Below are 20,371 nucleotides of genomic sequence, written 5' to 3' on the forward strand. Positions count from 1 at the left end.
CCCCTCTTAGCGGGTGTAGTAGTTCGGCGCCTCGACCGTCATGGTGATGTCGTGCGGATGGCTCTCCTTGAGCCCGGCGGCCGTGATCTGGACGAACTGCGCCTGCTGCAACTGCTCGATGGTCGCCGCCCCGGTGTACCCCATGGCCGCGCGCAGCCCGCCGGTGAGCTGGTGGATGACCGTGGCCAGCGGCCCGCGGAACGGCACCCGGCCCTCGATGCCCTCGGGCACCAGCTTGTCCTCGCTGAGCACGTCGTCCTGGAAGTAGCGGTCCTTCGAGTAGGAGCCCCGCAGGTTGCCCGTCGCGCCGCGGCCCTGCATGGCGCCCAGCGATCCCATGCCGCGGTAGCTCTTGTACTGCTTGCCGTTGACGAAGATCAGGTCGCCCGGCGATTCCGCGGTACCCGCCAGCAGCGAGCCGAGCATGGCCGTCGACGCGCCGGCGGCCAGCGCCTTGGCGATGTCACCGGAGTACTGCAGCCCGCCGTCGGCGATGACCGGCACGCCCGACGGGGAGCACGCGGCGACGGCCTCGAGGATCGCGGTGATCTGGGGAGCGCCGACACCGGCGACCACCCGGGTGGTGCAGATCGAGCCGGGGCCCACGCCCACCTTCACCGCGTCCGCGCCCGACTCGACAAGCGCGGCCGCTGCAGCGCGCGTCGCGACGTTGCCGCCGATCACTTCGACGCGGTCACCTACCGCGCTCTTGACCCTGCGCACCATGTCCAGAACGCCGCGATTGTGGGCGTGGGCGGTGTCGACGACCAGTACGTCGACCCCGGCGTCCACCAGGGTCATCGCCCGCGTCCACGCGTCCTCGCCGACGCCGACGGCGGCGCCGACCAGCAGGCGGCCGTCGCTGTCCTTGGTGGCCAACGGGAACTGCTCGGTCTTGACGAAGTCCTTGACGGTGATCAGCCCGGTCAGCTTGCCGTGTCCGTCGACGATCGGCAGCTTCTCGATCTTGTTGCGCCGCAACAGACCCAGCGCGGCTTCGGCCGAAACGCCCTCGCGCGCGGTGATCAGCGGCGCCTTGGTCATCACCTCGGAGACCGGCTTGGACTGGTCGACCTCGAAGCGCATGTCGCGGTTGGTGATGATCCCGACAAGGGTGCCGACAGCATCCACCACCGGCAGCCCCGAGATACGGAACCGTGCGCACATCGCGTCGACCTCGGCCAGCGTGTTGTCCGGCGAGCAGGTGACGGGGTCGGTGACCATACCGGCCTCCGAGCGCTTGACGGTCTCGACCTGACCGGCCTGCTCGGCCACCGGCAGGTTGCGGTGCAGCACGCCCATGCCGCCCGCCCTGGCCATCGCGATCGCCATCCGCCCCTCGGTCACGGTGTCCATCGCCGAGCTGACCAGCGGCACCTTCAGCCGGATCCTGCGCGTCAGCTGGCTGGAGGTGTCGGCGGTGGCGGGCACCACGTCGGAGGCGGCGGGCAACAGCAGGACGTCGTCGAAGGTGAGTCCGAGCATGGCGATCTTGGTCGGGTCATCGCCGCCGGTCGGGACCGGCACCGCGATGGGGATGCTGCTTTCAGCGATCGACATGGGTGGGGCCTTCCGTAACAAACACAGCCGAGCACAGGCGTCGAGCCAGAAGCCCATCTTATCGGCAATGACATCGGCCGTTCGGTGCCACACTGCGGCGTCGGACACGTGCGCGCCATGCCGCTCAACGGCTGGCGCGATATGACGGTGGCTGCGTAGTGTGGAGTCGTGCGTGATCACCTGCCACCGGGTTTGCCGCCCGACCCGTTCGCCGACGACCCGTGCGACCCTTCAGCGGCACTCGACGCCCTGGAGCCCGGCCAGCCGCTGGACCCGCAGGAGCGGACCGCGGTGGAGGCCGACCTGGCTGATCTGGCGGTGTACGAAGCTCTCTTGGCGCACAAGGGAATTCGCGGCTTGGTGGTGTGCTGTGACGAATGCCAGCAGGACCACTACCACGACTGGGACATGCTGCGGGCCAACCTGCTGCAGCTGCTCGTCGACGGCACCGTGCGTCCGCATGAGCCGGCCTACGATCCGGAGCCGGACGCGTACGTGACCTGGGATTACTGCCGCGGCTACGCCGACGCGTCACTCAACGAGGCGACGTCGGACACCGACGGCTATCGCTGACCCCTACTCGCTTTCCTGCCCGCGCGGCGCGTTGTCCGGCTCGGGCACCAGCACGGTCGTGGTGATGACCGTCTGCGGCGCCTGAACCACCGGCGGCGCCTGCAGGACCGGCGGCTCTTCGGCGGCCGGCGGCACGTCGGCCACCTCTGACGGCGGCTCGGGAGGCGTCGGCAGCGGCACCCTCGTCGGCACGACGATGGTGCTCGTCGGCAGCGGCGGCACCGCCGTGGGCGTCGGCAGCGGCGACGGCGTCGGCACCGGGGTCTGCGTGGTCGGCAGCGGCGTCGGCAGCGGCGTCGACGGGCTCGGCAACGGCGACGACGGGCTCGGCAGCGGCGACGACGGCGTCGGCGGCACCGACGTCGGCGGCACCTCGGCCGACGACGTGGTCTCCGCACCCGGGGACGTGATGTCCGACGACGTCGCCGACGCGTCCGATTCGGGCGCGACGATCGCCGGCAGTTGCGGCAGCGGCGCATCCGGCGGGATCGTGGCCTGGGCGTCCTTGGCCTCGACCTTCACCGTCAGCTCCTGCCACTGGCTGACCAGTTCTTCCTTGCGCTCACCGTCGTCCACCGTCGCAACGGTGGTGGTCAGCGTCTCGAGCTTGTCCTGGGCGGCCTCCCACTGACCTTGGTCGATCAGTTGCTGCACCTCGGCCATCTGGGTCTGCGCGGCGAGCACGACCGCGTCGTCGCGGAGGCTCTGCTGCTCGCCGAACAACATGGTGCGCAGGCCGTAGAGCGCGTCGCCCGGGCCTGCGCCCGCGACCACCGCGCCGAAGCCGCCGATGGACAGCACGGCCGCGGCCACCGACCCGACGACCGCCAGTGAGGCGCGGGTGCGCCGGCGCGACATCGTCGCCCGGTCCAGCGCCAGCACCGCATCGCGCGGGGTCAGCGCCGCGGTGAGCGGGGCGTCGCGGACCTCGTCGCGCCAACCGGCCAGCATGTGGGCCAGCTCGGCCTCGCCGGGGTCGGTCGAGTACACCGGCAGTTCGAAGGCCAGCGAGTCGAGGAACCGGTCGGTGCGGTTCACCTCGTTGAGCGAGGGATCGCCCCCGTTGGAAGTCCAGCGTCCGAAGTCAGGCATGCTCGGGCCCCGTCGAAATGATCTCGGCCTTGAGTCGCGCAAGTGCGCGGTGCTGGGCGACCCGGACGGCGCCGGGCGTGCTGCCGACAGCCTCGGCGGTCTCTTCGGCGCTCATGCCGACCACCACGCGAAGAATCAGGATTTCGCGTTGCTTCTCGGGCAACACGGCGAGGAGCTTCTTCATCCGGGCCGACGATTCGGCGTCGAGAGCCATCTGCTCGGGGCCCGCGTCCAGCGAGAATCGTTCCGGCACGACGTCGGTCGGGTCGGAGCGGTTCCTGGCCGCTGCGCGATGCGCGTCAGCAACCTTGTGGGCGGCAATGCCGTACACGAAGGCCAGGAACGGGCGTCCCTGATCCTTATACCGCGGCAGCGCCGTGATGGCGGCCAAGCAAACCTCCTGCGCAACGTCGTCTGCTGAAAGGCCACTACGTTCGGTCGACCCGACCCTTGCCCGGCAGTACCGCACAACGATCGGACGGATGGTCTCCAGCACCTCCCGGAGCGCGTCCCGGTTTCCTGCCACGGCCTCAGCAACGACAGCATCGAGACGTTCTCCCGAAATTGTCATCGCAGGCGATCTCTCCAACGTTACGAACGGGGCCCCACCACGAAGGGCTGCTCAGCTAAACAATAACTTTCGGTCTCGCGTCGACCCGGTCACCGCACCGACCACTCCCCGCCCCGTTGCCGCACTGTAATGGCACAGTCCTCGCGCGTCCTCACCATTTCTTGTGGCGAGTACCGTGCGCTGCCGATGTCAACCAGCAGGCAGGCCAACGCCCAGCGCAACGGGATCATTCCGTACCGCTCCGTCTCCGCCAACGCGGTGTCGGCCACCGCGCGGGCGCCGTCCAGATCACCGGCACTGCACCGCGCCGCGGCCAGCACGACCGACGACTTCATCCGGTGCCGGGCCGACCCGAACTCGTGAGAATGCGCCACGGCCCGCTCGGCATGGTGGACGGCCGCCGCGCCCCGGCCGCCGGCCATCGCCAGTTCGGCCGACACCCACGCCTCGCGCACCCGCGCCCGTGGCATCCCGGTCACGACTCCGGCGCAGCGCTGCAACGCCGACGCGGACGCCGCAAAGCGGCCCACCCCGAGCGCGTCGGCGGCCAGCCCGATCAACGCGTCCGCGGTCGCCTCGGGGTCCTGACCCGCGAGCGCGATCGCGCGGCCGTCCCACGACCGTGCCTCGGTGTGCCGGCCGAGTTGACGAAGAAAGGACGCCCGGGTGCTGTGGGCCAGCGAGGCCAGTGGCCCGGCGTCACGGCTTCGGTTCAGCAGCGCGAGGTCGGCACGGGCGCCGGCGTAGCGGCCCTGGCCGCCCGCGACGACCGCGCGCAGCCACTGCTCGCGTGGCGACGTGGCCGCGGGCAGCGGCCACCGACCCGGGTCATCGCCGAACGCGGCGTTAGCCAGCACCCTCTCAACGGACATCGAGTGGCGACGCTACCAACCGGGCGGGTGGGGGCGGGCGACGTCGGTCCGCGTCGCTTCGGTTAACAGTTGGTGCGGTCGATGTTAATTCCATGTAAGCCGATCGAAATAGCTGGAGCGCGACGATTTCAGGCGAACAGCAGAAATGCGCATCCGTTTCGATTGCTTTACGTTTGCCTAGCACCGCTCGCGCTGCCCAAGCGTCGCAATGATGAACGTGATGTAAATTCTTGGCCTGCGGTTATGTCGATGAGCACATGTTCGGGCTATTGACGGAATTTCATAAGCGCCCCTACGTTGTGTGCACGAGCCGTCATCGGCGACTTGTGCTCGGATCGGTTTTGAAACTCACGCATTCGTTCGCTCGCGAAAAGGGTGCGTAGAGAGGGGTTTTCCAATGCCACAGCCGCAACAACTTCCCGGGCCCAACGCCGATATCTGGGACTGGCAGATGGCCGGGCTTTGCCGGGGCGTCGACTCGTCGATGTTCTTCCATCCCGACGGCGAGCGCGGCCGCGCTCGCGCCCAGCGGGAGATGCGCGCCAAGGAGATGTGCAGGGCGTGCCCCGTGATCGCCCAGTGCCGCTCGCACGCGTTGGCCGTCGGCGAGCCCTACGGCATCTGGGGCGGCCTGTCCGAGTCCGAGCGCGAGCTTTTGCTGAAGCGAGGCATCCGCCGCGCGTCCTGAGCGCCGAACGAAGAAGGCCCCATCCCGGCGACTGCGGGATGGGGTCTTCTCAATCGTCCTCGGCGGCCTCGTCGGGCACGGGAGTCGCGGCGGTGCCCGACGCCGGGACGGCGGGCGCTCACCAGGCGAAGGACGCCGTAGCCGATGCCCCCGGCGACGGCCAGCACGCCCAACCAGGGAAGCAGTAGTCCGAAAAGCAGCACCAGGTTGCCGACCACGGAAACCAGTGCGTCCCACCCCCGCTCCATCTGACCCAGAAAGCCCCGGTACTCCTCCGGCGCGGGTCCGCCGATCGCCTCGGCGACAAAGCTGACATCGACGGTGCTGTAGTCGATGCGGTCGCCGAGTGCCTCGCGTTGTGCGCGAAGGCTGTCGAGTTCGGCCTGGCGTTCGGACAACGCGTCCTCGGCCTTGATCAGCGCGTCGGGGTCCCCGGCGTCGCGCATGATGGCCAGCAGTCGGTCCACCGAGGTCTGTAGCGCCTTGATCCGTGCGTCAAGGTCGACGCGCTGCGCGGTGACGTCCTCGGTGGTGATCTCGGCACGTTCGACGGTGCCCAGCGATTCGAGTTCGCTCATCGCCTCGTCGAGTTTCTCGGCGGGAACCCGCAGGACCACCGAGGTGCGCGCCCTGCCCGTGCCCGATCCCGCGTCCTCGGACCGGTTGTCGACCCGGCCCTGCATGTCTTCGACGATGGCGGCGGCCTTATCGGCGGCGTCGGCGGGGTTGGCCACGGTGATGATCATCGACGCGGTCTTGACCACGTCGCGCTTGGCGGTGACCGGCTCGGGCACGTCCTGCGGCGGGGGCGCTCCGGCGACCTCCGCCGTGCCGCCGGGCGCTTGCGCCGGGCGCTCGGGCGCGCCGGTACAGGCCGTCAGCAGGCTGAGCGCGATGATGACCGCCGCCAGCGCGGCGAAGCGGAGAGCTGACCTCCGCGGGGGCTGCCTCATAGACGAAATCTAGCCCGCCTATCCGCGTCAGCGGGGGCCCATCATTCCGCCCGGCCCCATCATCCCGCCGGGCCCCATCATCCCGCCGGGCCCCATCATTCCGGGCCCCATCATGTCCCGCATCATCGCGGGCATTCCGTCCCGCACGAAGCCGGTGACCTCATCGGCGTGCGCGCGGATGGCTTCGATCAGGACGGGGTCGTCGGCGGTCTCCTCGACGATCAGGCCGGTGGGCGTGAGGGTGAGTTGGCGCCGGTACCCGTTTCCATTTCGGAACAGGACGGGCAGGCTCGAGCTCATACACATGACCTCGTTTCCTTCTGCGATACGCGAATACATTCGCGACACATGTGCCTGAAGCTGCGCGGTGAGGTCGGCCGAGCCGGATTCGGTGACGGTGCGAACACCGCCGTCGATCGGCTCGACACGGCGCGTGATCTCAGTGTGTCGACTGAACATCTCCATGTAGGTCCGCATGTCCGCCGGGTCCATGCCCATCATCCCGCCGCCGCCCGGTCCCTGCGTGAGCCGAAACCGCGGAGCATGCGATTCGGCGATCTCCCTGAGCACATAGCCGACACCGAGAACGCTGCCCACGGCGAGCGCGCCGAACGTGGCGAGAGCCGCGCGACGGGTCATCAACCGTGGCATGCCTGTTCCTCACGTCAAATCGATCGGCCCGATGACCGATCGGTCATCGCCCGAGCATGCTCTGTGTCCGCACGCCGCGATAGAGAATTTGGGCCCCGATCGCGCGGGGCCAGGGAGACCGAGTGCACACCTCTCGACTGGCCTGGCGGCCGCGCCGGGCGGCGTGCCACTCTGGGTGCGGGAGCGCCGTGCGCGCTCGGCTCGTAACCAACCGCAGGAGTTGACCCACCGTGACTTCGACCGACGACCGGACCGCCCGTTGGCAACGCTATTGGGACAAGCACTCCCGCTCTTATGACCGACAGATGGGCTTTTTCGACCGGCACGTGTTCGGCGACTCCCGCGCCTGGGCGTGCGGGCAGGCGACCGGCGAGGTGTTGGAGGTCGCGGTGGGGACCGGCCTCAACTTCGAGGCCTACCCGGAGGGCATCACGCTGACCGGCATCGACTGGAGCGATGCCATGCTCGATGTCGCCCGGGAGCGCGCCACCGAACTCGGACGCGCCGCCACCCTGCAGCAGGCCGACGCGCACGCGCTGCCGTTCGCCGACGCCTCCTTCGACACCGTGGTCTGCACCTTCGGTCTCTGTGCGATTCCCGACCACACCAAGGCCGTCAACGAGATGACACGGGTGCTGCGGCCGGGCGGAAAGCTCATCCTCGTCGACCACGTCGCGAGCACCTCCCGGATCGCGCGCGGTGTTCAACGGCTCCTGGAGACCTTCACCGTGCCGCTCGGTGGTGAGCACTTTCTGCGCCGACCGTCCCTGCAGGTGCGGGCCGCCGGCATGGACGTCGAGCGGATCGAGCGGTTCAAGGTGGGGCTGGTCGAACGCCTCGTCGCCCGCAAGCCGGCCGACGGCACACACCCTGGGTAGTCATATCAATATTCGTTAGTATGTGAGTATGACGGAAGTAGCGGGCGACGCCTGCGATCTGCTGTGCCTCGATTTGCCGTATGCCGAAGAGATCCGTGCGGCGCTGCCGGCGGCAGCCCGGGTTGAGGATGCGGCGGCGGCGGCCCGGTCATTGGGCGACCCGACCCGGCTGACGATCGCCGCCGCGCTGCTCGACGGCGACGAAATGTGCGTCTGCGACATGGCCTGGGTCGTGGGCCAGTCACAGAACCTTGTCTCGCACCATCTGCGACAGCTCAAGGTCGCGGGCATGGTGACGTCGCGGCGACAGGGCAGGTTGGTCATCTATCGACTCAGCGACCGTGGCCGGGTGCTGACGGAGGCCGTGATGGTTTCGGCCACGACGCCGGGGGTGGGCCGTGTCTGATGACTGCTGCGGCACGCAGCACGAGGTCGAGCCCGAATCGGGTCCCGAAAAGCTCTGGCAGATAAGGGAGTTGCAGCTGGCCGCGTTGGCAGCGGTGTTGCTTGTCGCGGGCTGGTTCGTGGGACGGCTCGGCTTGTCCGACGTGGCGACGGGGATCGAACTGGGCGCCGTTGTCGCCGGCGCTGCGACGTTCGTCCCGGCCGCGGTGCGCAACCTGCGATATGGCCGCATCGGGGTCGGCACCTTGATGACGATCGCGGCCATCGGCGCGGTCGCGCTGGGCCAGATCGCCGAAGCCGCCCTGCTCGCCGTCCTGTTCTCGATCGCCGAGGGGCTCGAGCACTACGCGGTGACCCGCACGCGACGGGGTCTGCGCGCGCTGTTGTCGCTCGTGCCACCGGCCGTTTCGGTGATCCGTGTCGGGCGCGAAACGACCCTGGGGCCAGATGAACTCGTCGTCGGCGACGTGATGGTGTTGCGGCCGGGCGAGCGCGCCCCCACCGACGGGGTCATCGCCTCGGGCAGCACCAGCCTGGACCTGTCGGCCATCACGGGCGAATCGGTCCCGGTCGAGGCGGGGCCCGGCAGCGAGGTGCACGCGGGCGCGATCAACGGCGGCGGTGCGATCGAGGTCACCGTCACCGCCGTCACAGCGGACAGCTCGCTGGCGCGCATCGTGCACATCGTCGAAGAGGCGCAGGAGCGCAAGGGCGCCGGGCAACGTCTCGCGGATCGAATCGCCCGTCCGCTCGTGCCCGCGATCATGGTGCTCTCGGCGGCCGTCGCCGCCCTCGGCTCCCTGCTCGGGGATCCGTTGCTGTGGGTGGAGCGGGCGCTGGTGGTGCTGGTCGCCGCGTCCCCGTGCGCTCTCGCCATCGCGGTGCCGCTGACCGTCGTGGCCGCAATCGGCGCCGCCAGCCGGCAGGGCGCGCTGGTCAAAGGCGGCGCGGCCGTCGAGGAGCTGGGGCGCGTCCGCGTCGTCGCCCTCGACAAGACCGGCACGCTGACGCGCAACAGCCCACGGGTCATCGAGACGGTGACCGATTCGGCGACAACCGAAGTCGACGCGCTGCGACTCGCCGCCGCCCTGGAGTCGCGCAGCGAGCATCCACTCGCCCAGGCGATCGTCGCGGCCGCGGGCGACGACGGGGTGCCCGCAGACGACGTGACCGCGGTCGCCGGACACGGAATCCACGGCCGCATCGACGACGCCGATGTTCGCCTGGGCAAGCCGGGCTGGATCGATGCCGGCCCGTTCGCCGACGACGTCTTGCGGTTGCAGTCCGCCGGCGCCACCGTAGTGCTGCTCGAGCGCGACGCCGAGGTGCTGGCCGCGATCGCCGTTCGCGACGAATTGCGTCCCGAGGCCGCCGAGGCCGTAAACCGGTTGCGCCGAATGGGAATCGAGACGGCGATGCTGACCGGAGACAACCGGCGGACCGCCGAGGCCTTGGCCACCGAAGCCGGTATCGATGCCGTTCACGCCGAGCTGCTACCCGAGGACAAGGCCCGGTTGCTTCCCGAGCTCTCCGACGGGCGACCCATCGCAATGGTCGGCGACGGCGTCAACGATGCACCCGCGCTGGCCACGGCCGACATCGGAATCGCCATGGGCGCCATGGGGACCGACGTCGCGATCGAGACCGCGGACGTCGCGCTCATGGGCGAGGATCTGCGCCACCTCCCGCACGTCCTCGCCCACGCCCGCCGTGCTCGCCGCATCATGGTGCAGAACATCGGGTTGTCGCTGGCCATCATCATCACGTTGATCCCGTTGGCCACCTTCGGCGTTCTCGGGTTGGCGACCGTGGTTTTCATCCACGAGTTGGCCGAAGTGCTGGTGATCCTCAATGCGATTCGCGCGGCTCGTACCGAACCCCTACCCGAGAGTGCGGGATGGGTGCCCGAGTCCTGTTCGTTGCCGACGGCCGAGCGACCGCTGCGGGTGGCCGAGTTCGACGCGCTGTTCAACGACTCGGTATTGCGCCTCACGCGCAGGAGCGCGACGGATCTGGTCGTGGTGCTCGCGGCGGACGCCGAGAAGACCGCACGCGACCTGGCCCAACAGGAGGCGAAGTGTTGTTCCTTCTTCGATTTTCAATTTGCGGCGTCCGGTTCTGACGTCGTGATGTCGGTCAGCGTTCCCGAGTCACACACCGATGTGCTGGACGCGCTGACCGAGCGGGTGGCCGCTGTCCGGCGGCGTCGGTGACTGTTCTCGAGACCTCACCGCTCACGACGTCTCATAGAGTTCTAGCTCATGGTGGTGCGTTCAATACTGCTCTTCGCGCTGGCCGCGGTCGCTGAAATCGGCGGTGCATGGCTGGTCTGGCAAGGGGTTCGCGAGCATCGCGGTTGGCTCTGGGCGGGCTTGGGAGTGATCGCGCTGGGCATCTACGGATTCGTCGCCACCCTTCAGCCCGATGCGCACTTCGGCCGGATCCTGGCGGCGTATGGCGGCGTCTTCGTGGCGGGGTCGCTGCTCTGGGGTGTGGCGCTCGACGAATTCCGTCCGGACCGCTGGGACATCATCGGTGCGGTGATCTGCCTGGTCGGGGTCGCGGTGATCATGTACGCGCCGCGCGAGGCGTGACGACTGATCAGTGTGCCGAGCGCTCAACCTTGTACATATTTTCGGCCCGAAACCGTACAACGATGAGCGCTCGCGCGGCTGCGGCACCAACGAAACACCCCCGGCCGCGCGGACCGGGGGTGTCTCGTACTAGGTACTTCTAGTGGTGGTGGTGATGACCGTGGCCGTGGCCGTGGCCGTCGTCCTCCTCCTCGGCCGGCTTCTCGACGATCGCCGTCTCGGTGGTCAGCACCATGCGCGCGACCGAAGCGGCGTTGAGCACCGCCGAGCGGGTGACCTTGACGGGGTCGACGACACCGTCGGCCGCGAGATCGCCGTATTCCAGCGTGGCGGCGTTGAAGCCCTGCCCCGCAGGCAGTTCGGCGACCTTGTTCACCACGACCGACCCGTCGAAGCCCGCGTTGGTGGCGATCCAGTACAGCGGCGCCGACAGCGCCGAGGCGAAGACCTCGACGCCGATGCGCTCGTCACCGGTCAGAGTGTCGAGCAGCTTGTCCAGCGAGCTGCGGGCCTTGATCAGGGCCGAACCGCCGCCGGCGATGATGCCCTCCTCGACCGCGGCCTTGGCCGCCGAGACGGCGTCCTCGACGGCCTCCTTGCGCTTCTTCAGATCGGTCTCGGTGGCCGCGCCGACCTTGATGACGGCGACGCCGCCGGCCAGCTTGGCCAGCCGCTCCTCGAGCTTCTCGCGGTCCCAGTCCGAATCGCTGGCCTCGATCTCGGCGCGCAGCTGAGCCTTGCGCGCCTCGATGGCGTCCTTGGTGCCGCCGCCGTCGACGATGACCGTGCTGTCCTTGTCCACCACGACGCGCCGGGCGGTGCCGAGCACGTCGACGCCGACCTCACGCAGCAGCAGCCCGACGTCGGGGTTGACGACCTGACCACCGGTCACGACGGCGAGGTCGTCGAGGAACGCCTTGCGACGGTCGCCGAAGAACGGCGCCTTGACCGCGACGGCCTTCAGCGTCTTCCGAATGGCGTTGACGACCAGCGTCGAAAGTGCTTCGCCCTCAACGTCTTCAGCGACGATCAGCAGCGGCTTGCCGGCTTCGGCGACCTTCTCCAGCAGCGGCAGCAGGTCGGGCAGCGAGCTGATCTTCTCGCGGTGCAGCAGCACCAGCGCATCCTCGAGCACCGCCTCCTGGGCGTCGAAATCGGTCATGAAGTACGCCGACAGGTAGCCCTTGTCGAAGCCGACACCCTCGGTGATCTCCAGTTCGGTGTTCAGCGTCGAGGACTCCTCGACGGACACGACACCGTCGGCGCCGACCGTGGTCATCGCCTCGCCCACCAGCTCGCCGACCTGCTCGTCGCGTGAGGACACCGTGGCGACCTGTGCGATGCCGGTCTTGTCCGACACCGGCGTCGCCGATGCCAGCAGCGCCTCCGAAACCGCGTCGGCAGCCTTGGCGATGCCCGAGCCGAGCGCGATCGGGTTGGCCCCGGCGGCGACGTTGCGCAGCCCCGCCTTGATGATCGCCTGCGCCACCACCGTCGCGGTGGTGGTGCCGTCGCCTGCGACGTCGTTGGTCTTGGTGGCCACCGACTTCACCAGCTGCGCCCCGAGATTCTCGAACGGGTCCTCGAGGTCGATCTCGCGGGCGATGGTGACGCCGTCGTTGGTGACGGTCGGCCCGCCCCACGCCTTGGCCAGCACCACGTTGCGACCCCGCGGGCCCAGCGTCACCCGCACCGTGTCGGCGAGCTTGTCTACGCCGGCTTCCATTGCGCGGCGCGCAGTTTCGTTGAACTCAATCTGCTTGCTCATAGTTGTCTTCCGTTAGGACGCATGCCGCCCCGGAAATCACCCGTTCTGTGCGGGGATTCCCGGGGCGGTACACGGGTGCTTACTTGTTGACGACTGCCAGCACGTCGCGGGCGGAGAGGATCAGGTACTCCTCACCGTTGTACTTGATCTCGGTGCCGCCGTACTTGCTGTAGATGACGGTGTCGCCCTCGGAGACGTCCAGCGGAATACGCTTTTCGCCCTCGTCGTCCCAGCGGCCGGGGCCGACCGCAACGACGGTGCCTTCCTGCGGCTTCTCCTTGGCGGTATCCGGAATGACCAGACCGGAAGCGGTCGTGGTCTCGGCCTCGTTGGCCTGTACGAGGATCTTGTCCTCGAGTGGCTTGATGTTCACGCTCGCCACGATGGAGCCCTCCACTAGTTCGGGTATCGATCCGGGGGATCCCGGATTCCTTAGTTACCAGGTGTTCGGCAAAGCGTCCGTGCCACGCGCCGTCGTCGCGGGTGCCGGCGCAGGGGTTGGCCGCGCTGCCATCTAGCACTCTATACACGAGAGTGCTAGCACTCAAGGGCGCCCCGGTGCCTATCGGTGACTTGGGACAGCAGCCTCAGTATTTCCCGGCTCACCTCGTGCGGCCGCTCCTGCTGGATCCAGTGCCCTGCGCCGTCGATGACCACCTCTCGGTACGGGCCGGCGACCACTTCGGCGTGGCGGTCGGTCGGGGCGAAAGACAGGATCGGATCGTCGGAGCCGATGATCGACAGCGCCGGGACCGTGATCCTTTCCGCTGGGGTGTCACGGGTGAGTTCCCAGTTGCGATCGAAGTTCCTGTACCAGTTCAATGCGCCGGCGAAGCCGGTCTGGCTGAAGACTTCGATGTAGACGTCGAGGTCGTCTTGGCTCAGCCAGTTCGGCAACCCATCCGGTTCGGCCAACCGCTCCACGTAGCCTTCGGGCCCGGACCGGAAGAACCGGTCGCCCACCGCGATACCGCCGAGTGTGCGCCGCAGCGTCGTGGCAGGATCGCGCTCGAGGTCGGCCTCGGCGACTCCGGGCTCCTGGAAATACAGGATGTAGAAGAAGTGGTCGCCGAACCTGTTACGCCAGCCCTCCGTCGGTCGCCGTCGCGGCCGAGGAGTGGGTGGTCCGGCCAGCCCTGCGACGGCCGAGACGCGGCTCGGGTGGAGCAACGGCATCTGCCAGGAGATGATCGCGCCCCAGTCGTGGCCCACGAAAGCCGCCCGCTCGGCACCCACGTCGTCGAGCAGACCGATCAAGTCGGCAGTCAACTCGACGATGGTGTAATCCTCCACCGCCCCAGGACGCGACGATCCGCCGTATCCGCGTTGATCCGGCGCGAGCACGTGAAAACCCGCCGCGGCCAACGCGGGTAGCTGATGGCGCCAGGAGTAGCCCAGCTCCGGAAAGCCGTGTGCCAGTACCACCACCGGATCACCCGGGCGGCCTGCCTCCAGCGTCCGCAACCGGACACCGTTGGTGTCGATGATCCGAGCAGCGACATCCGGCGTCATGCCACTTGCGCCTGGATCACCGGCAGCCCGGGATCGCTGGCGGCGTCCAACCGCGACGGCGCGGCCCCCGCCGCGATCAGGTGCGCGGCGAACGAGGCGATCATCGCGCCGTTGTCGGTGCACAGCCGCGGCCGCGGAATCCGCAGCGCCAGCCCGTCGGCCGCACACCGCTCCTCGGCCAGCTCACGCAACCGCGAATTGGCCGCCACCCCGCCCGCGATCAGCAGCGTCGACACGTTCAGGTCCTTGGCGGCGCGCACGGCCTTGCGCGTGAGCACGTCGGCGACCGCCTCCTGGAAACCCGCCGCCACGTCGGCCTGCGCTGCGTCCGAATGGCTCTCGACATACCTGGCGACACTGGTCTTGAGCCCCGAGAAGCTGAACGCGTACGGGTCGTCGCGCGGCCCGGTCATACCCCGCGGGAACGCGATCGCGTCCCGGTCGCCCTCGCGGGCCAGGTCGTCGAGCACCTTGCCGCCGGGATAGCCCAGGCCCAGCAGGCGCGCCACCTTGTCGTAGGCCTCCCCCGCCGCGTCGTCCACGGTGCTGCCGAGTTCAATGATCGGCTCGCCAAGGGACCGCACGTGCAACAGGTTGGTGTGCCCGCCCGACACCAGCAAGCCGATGCTCTCGGGCAGCGGACCGTGGTCGTAGACGTCGGCGGCCAGGTGCCCACCGAGGTGGTTGACCCCGTAGAACGGCACCTGCCAGGCCGCTGCATACGCCTTGGCCGCGGCGACACCGACCAGCAGCGCGCCCGCCAGTCCGGGGCCGATGGTCGCGGCGACGACGTCGGGCTTGTCGATCCCTGCGGCCTGCAGTGCGCGGCGCATGGTCGGCCCCAGCGCCTCCAGATGCGCGCGCGAGGCGATCTCCGGGACGACGCCGCCGAACCGCGCGTGCTCGTCGACGCTGGACGCCACCTCGTCGGCCAACAGCCGCACCGACCCGTCGGCGCCCAATTCGGCGATGCCGACGCCGGTCTCGTCGCAGGAACTCTCGATGGCCAGGATGATCATGTCGGATCGCGCCTCATCGTATAGGCGTCGGCGCCGCTGGCCCGGTAGTAGCGCCTGCGCAGGCCGACGTTGACGAAGCCGAAGCTCTCGTACAGCGAGATCGCGGCCACGTTGTCGGTGCGCACTTCGAGGAACACGGTGCCGTCCGAGGCGTGCTCCAGCAGGTCGGTGAGCATCCACCTGCCGATGCCCTGGCCCTGATAGGCCGGGTCGACGCCGATGGTGTGGATCTCGTACTCGTAGGGGTTCTTCCGGCCCAGCCGCGCGATGCCGCCGTAACCGACGAGCTTGTCCGCATCGCGCGCGGCGACGTAGCGGATGTGCTTGGCCTTGAGCTCGGCCAAGAACGCCCGTTCGGGCCACGGGTCGTCGCCGTCGAACAACTGCGCCTCCAGTTCCGCGCAGCGGGCGGCATCGGATGGTCTCAAGGGCCCGTAGTGGATGCTCACCGCTTCACCGCGGCGGGCTTGGCGTCGGGACGCCGCAGGTACAGCGGGATCAACGGCGCCGGTTCGGCCGTCCAGTCGGGCACCGCGCGCACCAGGCCGGCGACGGTCGGGTAGACCGGAGGCCGCGCCAGGGCATCCGACGCTCCCGGCACATCGGCGGGCGCGTTGACCGCCGGCCCGTCGATGCGTATCCCGTCGCGGTAGCGCGCCCAGTACACCTCACGGCGGCGGGCGTCGGTCACCACGAGCATCTCGGACCCGGTGGCTGCGCTGCCGATACCGATCGCGTCAAGGCTGCACACGCCGTGCACAGGCACGCCGAGCGCGTGCCCGAACGCGGCGGCCGACGCCATCCCGACCCGCAGCCCGGTAAACGGGCCGGGCCCGCACCCCACGACCACGGCGTCGAGATCGGCGACGGTGACCCCGGCGTCGGCGAGCGCGCCGACGACATTGGGAGTGAGCAGTTCGGCGTGCGCCCTGGGGTCGACGGTGACGCGCTCGGCGAGCACCTGGAGGCCGTCGAGGCGCACCACGCCCGCGGTGACGGCGGGGGTGGCGGTGTCGATCGCCAGGATCAGCACGGCGCGCTCCACTGCCAGATCGCCGTGCGGACCTCGGTGTCGCGGGCGCGTTCCAGCCGGATGTCGAGGTGACTGTCGGAGAGCCGTTCGGCCAGCCCCTCCCCCCATTCGACGACCACGACGGCGTCGTCGAGATCGGTGTCGAGGTCCAGCGAGTCGAGTTCGGCGAGCAGGTCGACCGAGCCGTGGTCGAGGAGCCGGTACAGGTCGACGTGCACCATGGCCGGCGTGCCCCGGCGGCGGGGGCGGTGCACCCGCGCCAGCACGAACGTCGGCGAGATCACCGGCCCTTCGACGTCCATGGCCTGCGCGATTCCCTTGGCCAACACCGTCTTTCCGGCGCCGAGCGGCCCGGACAGCACCACGACGTCACCGGCACGCAACTGCTCACCGAGCCGGGCGCCCAGCGCGACGGTGTCCTCGGCGGTGGACAGCTCCGCAGTGCCCGAGACCCGCTCAGCCATGGTTGCGGACCCTCTCGCGCACGCGGCGGGTGAGCGCGACGAGCTTGGACGGTGTCGCGCGCTCCACCAACCGCACCAGCGCGTCGTTGATGGCCTCGGGCTCCTCGAGCTGGACGAGATGGCCTGCGCCGCCGACGATCACCAATTCGGCCTTCGGCAGCGAGGCCGCCATAGCCTGGGAGTACTCCATCGACGTGAGCAGGTCGCGATCACCGCACGCGATCAGCGTGGGCACCTTGGCCAGGGTCGCCAACCCGTCGGTCTCGTCGTGCACCTCGAGGGCGTGCAGGAACTCGACCAGGGTGGCGATCGGCGTGCCGTGCATCATTTCCTCTGAGAACGCCACGACACTGGGGCTGATCTTCTCGTCCCCGTACGACGCCGCGCGCAGGACCGGGGCGATCACCGCCTTGGCGACGCCGCGGGTACGGTGCACCGTCTTCGGGGCGTACCGCACCGCGAACTGCACGGCCTCCAGCGCCGGGTTCTGCAGGATCTCGCCCAGCGGCGAGCGCGAAACGCCCTCGGCCGCCGAGGCGATGATCGCGGCGCCGACGACGCGTGTCGGGTAGCGCTGCGGGAACTGCCGCGCATGCGACAGCACGGTCATCCCACCCATCGAGTGGCCGACCAGCACCACCGGCCCTCGCGGCGCCGTCACCGCCAGCACGGCTTCCAGGTCCTGACCCAGCTGTGTGACTGTGTAGGTTTCCGGCGGCGCCTCGGCCGACTGGCCGTGCCCACGCTGGTCGTAGAACACCATCCGCACCTGGGATCCCCACTGTTCGGCCAGCCGGGCCCGCTGAAAGTGGAAGGCGCCCATGCGTAGACAGAAACCGTGCGCGAAGACGACGGTCAGCGGCGCATCCTGGGGCCCGACCTCGCGAACGGCCAACGACACGCCGTCCGGTGTGGTGACCACTGAGCTGCGGTCGGCGTCGAGCAGCTCGAAGTCCTCGCCCTCATAGGGGTCGTCGGTCATCACGCGACGGCGCATCGACCGGGCGACGGACACCCCGGCGGCCGCGCCGACGGCACTCAGGCCCGCGGCACCGGCCAGCCAGCGCGCGTTCGCCGCACGGCCATGGGCAGGCCGAATTCCGTCTTTGCTCAACGTGATTCGCCTGTCGACAGGACGTAAGTCCGCACGATGCGACCACGCGGACTGGTGACCACCTCGTAGTTGATGGTGTCCAGCAGGTCCGCCCAGTCCTGAGCGCTGGGTTCCCCGTGCGTGCCGGGCCCGAACAGGATCGCGTCGTCGCCCTCGGTGACGTCGCTGTCCGGACCCACGTCAACCACGAACTGGTCCATGCAGATTCGGCCAACGTTGCGGTGCAGCCGACCGTTGATCAGCACCTCGAAGCGGTTGCTCAACCCGCGGAAGATGCCGTCGGCGTAGCCGACGGGCAGCAGTGCCAGCGTGGTGTCGCGGTCGGCGATCCACGTGTGGCCGTAGGAGACGCCAGCGCCCGCGCGTACCTTTCGTACCAGTGCCACAGGCGCTTTGACCGTCATCGCCGGGCGCAGCCCCATGTCGCCGCGCTGCGGGATCGGGGTCTGCCCGTACACCGCGATACCGGGGCGGACGAGGTCGAGGGCCAGGTCGGGCCGGGTCAGAACGGCTGGCGAATTGCTCAGGTGCGCGATCTCGAAGTGCACGCCCTGTTCGGCGGCGTATGCGCGCATGTCGGTGAGGCGTTGCACCTGAACGCCGTTGAGCGGGTTGTCGGGGTCGTCGCCGTGCACGAGGTGCGACATCAGGCCGCGCGGCCGGATCGCGCCGTCGGCCGCGGCGCGCCCGATCACCGCGAGCATCGCCGGGTAGTCGGCGGGGCTGACGCCGTTGCGGCTCAGCCCGGTGTCGGCCTTGACGGTGAGCGTGGCGGGACGGCCGGCCCGCTCGGTCGCGTCGAGCACCTCGGCCAGCTGGCGCACCGAGGACACCCCGAGCTGGACGTCGGCGGCCACCGCGGGGGCGAAGTCGACCCCCGGCGGGTGCAGCCAGGCCAGCACCGGCGCGGTGATGCCGTCGCGGCGCAGGGCCAGCGCCTCGTCGACTGTCGCGACGCCGAGTTCCGCCGCCCCGGCGGCCAGCGCGGCGCGACCGACCTCGGCGGCGCCGTGGCCGTAACCGTCGGCCTTGACGACGGCCATGACCTGCGCGCTGCCCGCGTGGTCGGCCAGCAGCCGCACGTTGTGCGCGATGGCGTCGAGGTCGACGACCGCCTGGGGGGAGGCGGTCGTGGCGGGTGTGGTCAGTTCGGTCGTGTGCATGGTCTCCTCACCACGACCGATTGTCCCAGACGCGCGTCCGCCGCTAGTGCGCGAACGGCTGCTCGTGGTCGAAGTGGCCCTGCGGCTTGAGCTCGTCGAGGTGCGCCAACACGGTCACCAGGTCGTCGTGCAGCGCCCTGGCCAGGTCGGCGGAGAAGCCCTCCCGCACCACGATCCGCAGCATCGTGACGCCGGTCGCACCTTCGGGCATGGTGTAGGCGGGCACCTGCCAGCCGTACGACCGCAGCGCCTGCGACACGTCGAACTCGGTGTAGCCGAAATCACCCACCAGCTTGAAGCTGACCACCGGGATCGCCGAGCCGTCGGCCACCACTTCGAAGTGCCTGCTGTCGCTCAACTGATCGCCCAGCCACCGCGCGGTCTGCGAAAGGCTCTGCATGACCAGGGAATAACCGGCCCGGCCGAGGCGCAGGAAGTTGTAGTACTGCCCCACCACCTGGTTGCCGGGCCGCGAGAAGTTCAGCGTGAACGTCGGCATGTCGCCGCCGAGGTAGTTGACCCTGAATACCAGGTCCTCGGGCAGGTAGGCCGGGCTGCGCCACACCACGAACCCGATGCCCGGGTAGGTGAGGCCGTATTTGTGGCCGCTGACGTTGATCGACACCACCCGCGGCAGCCGGAAGTCCCACTCGAGGTCGGGATGCAGGAACGGCACCACGAAGCCGCCACTGGCCGCGTCGACGTGCACCGGGATGTCCAGCCCCCCGTCGGCGGCCGCCTTGTCCAGCGCGGCACAGATCTCGCCGATCGGTTCGAGCTCGCCGGTGTAGGTGGTGCCCAGAATCGCGACCACGCCGATGGTGTCCTCGTCGACGGCGGCGAGGACCTGCTCGGGGGTGATGACGTAGCGGTCCTCGGCCATCGGCAGGTAGCGCGGCTCGACGTCGAAGTAGCGGCAGAACTTCTCCCACACCACCTGCACGTTGGCGCCCATCACCAGGTTCGGGGTGCGACCCTTCCAGGCATCCTTCTTTCCGCCCTTTCCGCCCTTTCCGCCGCCGACGCGCTCGCGCCAGCGCCATTTCATCGCCAGCCCGGCCAGCATGACGGCCTCACTGGAGCCGATCGTCGATACGCCGACCGCACTGTTCGGGTCGTCGTCGCGCAGCCCCTCGGCGTGGAAGAGGTCGGCCACCATGCACACGCAGCGTTGCTCGATCGCTGCGGTCGCCGGGTACTCGTCCTTGTCGATCATGTTCTTGTCGAACGTCTCGGCCATCAGCTTCTCGGCCTGCGGGTCCATCCACGTCGTGACGAAGGTGGCGAGGTTGAGCCGCGAGCTTCCGTCGAGCATGAGCTCGTCGTGGATGAAGCGGTAGGCGGCGTCGGGGTCCATCGCGTCGTCGGGGAGGCGCAGCGACGGCACGGGCGACATCGCCAGCCGTCCGGTGTACGCCGGGGAGACCTGCGGCGCGTGAGGGCGCGTGCGCGACATGGAAG

The 20,371-nt window shown here is 69.3% G+C and carries 22 protein-coding genes; 6 read left to right on the forward strand and 16 right to left on the reverse strand.

Annotation, left to right across the window (positions count from 1 at the left end):
- Positions 1–6 precede the first annotated feature (6 nt).
- Entirely contained in the window at positions 7–1,560 is a 1,554-nt protein-coding gene (gene guaB, locus ABGB19_RS20960; RefSeq protein ID WP_347687920.1) for an IMP dehydrogenase, read from the reverse strand.
- Between the two features lie 168 nt (positions 1,561–1,728).
- Here guaB and ABGB19_RS20965 point away from each other — a divergent pair, with 168 nt between their 5' ends.
- Positions 1,729–2,133 carry a DUF5319 domain-containing protein gene (locus tag ABGB19_RS20965; RefSeq protein WP_059101442.1) on the forward strand — a complete coding sequence of 135 codons (405 nt, stop codon included), beginning with the start codon at positions 1,729–1,731 and terminating at the stop codon, positions 2,131–2,133.
- Between the two features lie 3 nt (positions 2,134–2,136).
- On the opposite strand, the gene ABGB19_RS20970 is transcribed toward ABGB19_RS20965, so the two are convergent.
- From ABGB19_RS20970 to ABGB19_RS20980, 3 genes are all read right to left on the reverse strand, one after another.
- Positions 2,137–3,225, reverse strand: a complete 1,089-nt coding sequence (locus ABGB19_RS20970) for an anti-sigma-D factor RsdA (RefSeq protein ID WP_347687921.1) — start codon at positions 3,223–3,225, stop codon at positions 2,137–2,139.
- Positions 3,218–3,796 (reverse strand): sigma-70 family RNA polymerase sigma factor, encoded by a 579-nt coding sequence (locus ABGB19_RS20975; protein WP_347687922.1) that lies wholly within the window; start codon positions 3,794–3,796, stop codon positions 3,218–3,220. Before ABGB19_RS20975 ends, ABGB19_RS20970 begins: the two co-directional genes overlap by 8 nt.
- An 89-nt stretch (positions 3,797–3,885) precedes the next feature.
- Positions 3,886–4,668 carry a hypothetical protein gene (locus ABGB19_RS20980; protein WP_347687923.1) on the reverse strand — a complete coding sequence of 261 codons (783 nt, stop codon included), beginning with the start codon at positions 4,666–4,668 and terminating at the stop codon, positions 3,886–3,888.
- A gap of 397 nt (positions 4,669–5,065) precedes the next feature.
- Here ABGB19_RS20980 and ABGB19_RS20985 point away from each other — a divergent pair, with 397 nt between their 5' ends.
- A complete protein-coding gene (locus ABGB19_RS20985) occupies positions 5,066–5,356 on the forward strand; it encodes a WhiB family transcriptional regulator (RefSeq protein ID WP_347687924.1) in 291 nt (96 codons plus the stop codon).
- Here ABGB19_RS20985 and ABGB19_RS20990 read toward each other — a convergent pair.
- Positions 5,281–6,309 (reverse strand): DUF4349 domain-containing protein, encoded by a 1,029-nt coding sequence (locus ABGB19_RS20990; protein WP_347687925.1) that lies wholly within the window; start codon positions 6,307–6,309, stop codon positions 5,281–5,283. The genes ABGB19_RS20985 and ABGB19_RS20990 overlap by 76 nt on opposite strands.
- A 27-nt stretch (positions 6,310–6,336) precedes the next feature.
- Entirely contained in the window at positions 6,337–6,960 is a 624-nt protein-coding gene (locus ABGB19_RS20995) for a hypothetical protein (RefSeq protein ID WP_347687926.1), read from the reverse strand.
- A gap of 230 nt (positions 6,961–7,190) precedes the next feature.
- On the opposite strand from ABGB19_RS20995, the gene ABGB19_RS21000 reads away from it, so the two are divergent.
- The 4 genes from ABGB19_RS21000 to ABGB19_RS21015 are packed head-to-tail and all read left to right on the forward strand — an operon-like array spanning position 7,191 to position 10,837.
- Positions 7,191–7,838 (forward strand): methyltransferase domain-containing protein, encoded by a 648-nt coding sequence (locus ABGB19_RS21000; RefSeq protein WP_347687927.1) that lies wholly within the window; start codon positions 7,191–7,193, stop codon positions 7,836–7,838.
- Positions 7,839–7,866: 28 nt separating this feature from the next.
- Positions 7,867–8,244: a metalloregulator ArsR/SmtB family transcription factor gene (locus tag ABGB19_RS21005; RefSeq protein WP_347687928.1), complete on the forward strand. Its 378-nt coding sequence runs from the start codon at positions 7,867–7,869 to the stop codon at positions 8,242–8,244.
- Positions 8,237–10,456 (forward strand): cation-translocating P-type ATPase, encoded by a 2,220-nt coding sequence (locus tag ABGB19_RS21010; protein ID WP_347687929.1) that lies wholly within the window; start codon positions 8,237–8,239, stop codon positions 10,454–10,456. Before ABGB19_RS21005 ends, ABGB19_RS21010 begins: the two co-directional genes overlap by 8 nt.
- Positions 10,457–10,504: 48 nt before the next feature.
- The gene (locus ABGB19_RS21015; RefSeq protein WP_347687930.1) at positions 10,505–10,837 is read left to right on the forward strand and encodes a YnfA family protein; all 333 of its coding nucleotides are present in this window, start codon (positions 10,505–10,507) and stop codon (positions 10,835–10,837) included.
- A 139-nt stretch (positions 10,838–10,976) separates the two neighbouring features.
- Here the strand turns inward: ABGB19_RS21015 and groL are convergent, their stop codons facing one another.
- The 10 genes from groL to ABGB19_RS21065 form a co-directional block, all read right to left on the reverse strand.
- Positions 10,977–12,605 (reverse strand): chaperonin GroEL, encoded by a 1,629-nt coding sequence (groL, locus tag ABGB19_RS21020; RefSeq protein WP_347687931.1) that lies wholly within the window; start codon positions 12,603–12,605, stop codon positions 10,977–10,979.
- A 79-nt stretch (positions 12,606–12,684) separates the two neighbouring features.
- Entirely contained in the window at positions 12,685–12,987 is a 303-nt protein-coding gene (gene groES, locus ABGB19_RS21025; protein ID WP_041310041.1) for a co-chaperone GroES, read from the reverse strand.
- A gap of 155 nt (positions 12,988–13,142) precedes the next feature.
- The gene (locus ABGB19_RS21030; RefSeq protein ID WP_347687932.1) at positions 13,143–14,117 is read right to left on the reverse strand and encodes an alpha/beta hydrolase; all 975 of its coding nucleotides are present in this window, start codon (positions 14,115–14,117) and stop codon (positions 13,143–13,145) included.
- Entirely contained in the window at positions 14,114–15,136 is a 1,023-nt protein-coding gene (tsaD, locus tag ABGB19_RS21035) for a tRNA (adenosine(37)-N6)-threonylcarbamoyltransferase complex transferase subunit TsaD (protein WP_347687933.1), read from the reverse strand. Before tsaD ends, ABGB19_RS21030 begins: the two co-directional genes overlap by 4 nt.
- Complete coding sequence (gene rimI / locus ABGB19_RS21040) at positions 15,133–15,585, reverse strand: ribosomal protein S18-alanine N-acetyltransferase (protein ID WP_347687934.1); 453 nt, start codon at positions 15,583–15,585, stop codon at positions 15,133–15,135. The genes tsaD and rimI overlap by 4 nt, the downstream gene beginning before the upstream one ends.
- Positions 15,582–16,187, reverse strand: a complete 606-nt coding sequence (gene tsaB, locus ABGB19_RS21045; protein WP_347688042.1) for a tRNA (adenosine(37)-N6)-threonylcarbamoyltransferase complex dimerization subunit type 1 TsaB — start codon at positions 16,185–16,187, stop codon at positions 15,582–15,584. Before tsaB ends, rimI begins: the two co-directional genes overlap by 4 nt.
- Positions 16,163–16,633 carry a tRNA (adenosine(37)-N6)-threonylcarbamoyltransferase complex ATPase subunit type 1 TsaE gene (tsaE, locus tag ABGB19_RS21050; protein WP_347687935.1) on the reverse strand — a complete coding sequence of 157 codons (471 nt, stop codon included), beginning with the start codon at positions 16,631–16,633 and terminating at the stop codon, positions 16,163–16,165. The genes tsaB and tsaE overlap by 25 nt, the downstream gene beginning before the upstream one ends.
- Positions 16,626–17,732 carry an alpha/beta hydrolase gene (locus tag ABGB19_RS21055; protein WP_347688043.1) on the reverse strand — a complete coding sequence of 369 codons (1,107 nt, stop codon included), beginning with the start codon at positions 17,730–17,732 and terminating at the stop codon, positions 16,626–16,628. The genes tsaE and ABGB19_RS21055 overlap by 8 nt, the downstream gene beginning before the upstream one ends.
- Positions 17,733–17,743: 11 nt before the next feature.
- Positions 17,744–18,910, reverse strand: a complete 1,167-nt coding sequence (gene alr, locus ABGB19_RS21060) for an alanine racemase (protein WP_347687936.1) — start codon at positions 18,908–18,910, stop codon at positions 17,744–17,746.
- A gap of 43 nt (positions 18,911–18,953) precedes the next feature.
- Complete coding sequence (locus ABGB19_RS21065; RefSeq protein WP_347687937.1) at positions 18,954–20,366, reverse strand: glutamate decarboxylase; 1,413 nt, start codon at positions 20,364–20,366, stop codon at positions 18,954–18,956.
- Between the last annotated feature and the right edge of the window lie 5 nt (positions 20,367–20,371).

Source organism: Mycobacterium sp. B14F4, from assembly GCF_039871645.1.
GTDB lineage: Bacteria > Actinomycetota > Actinomycetes > Mycobacteriales > Mycobacteriaceae > Mycobacterium.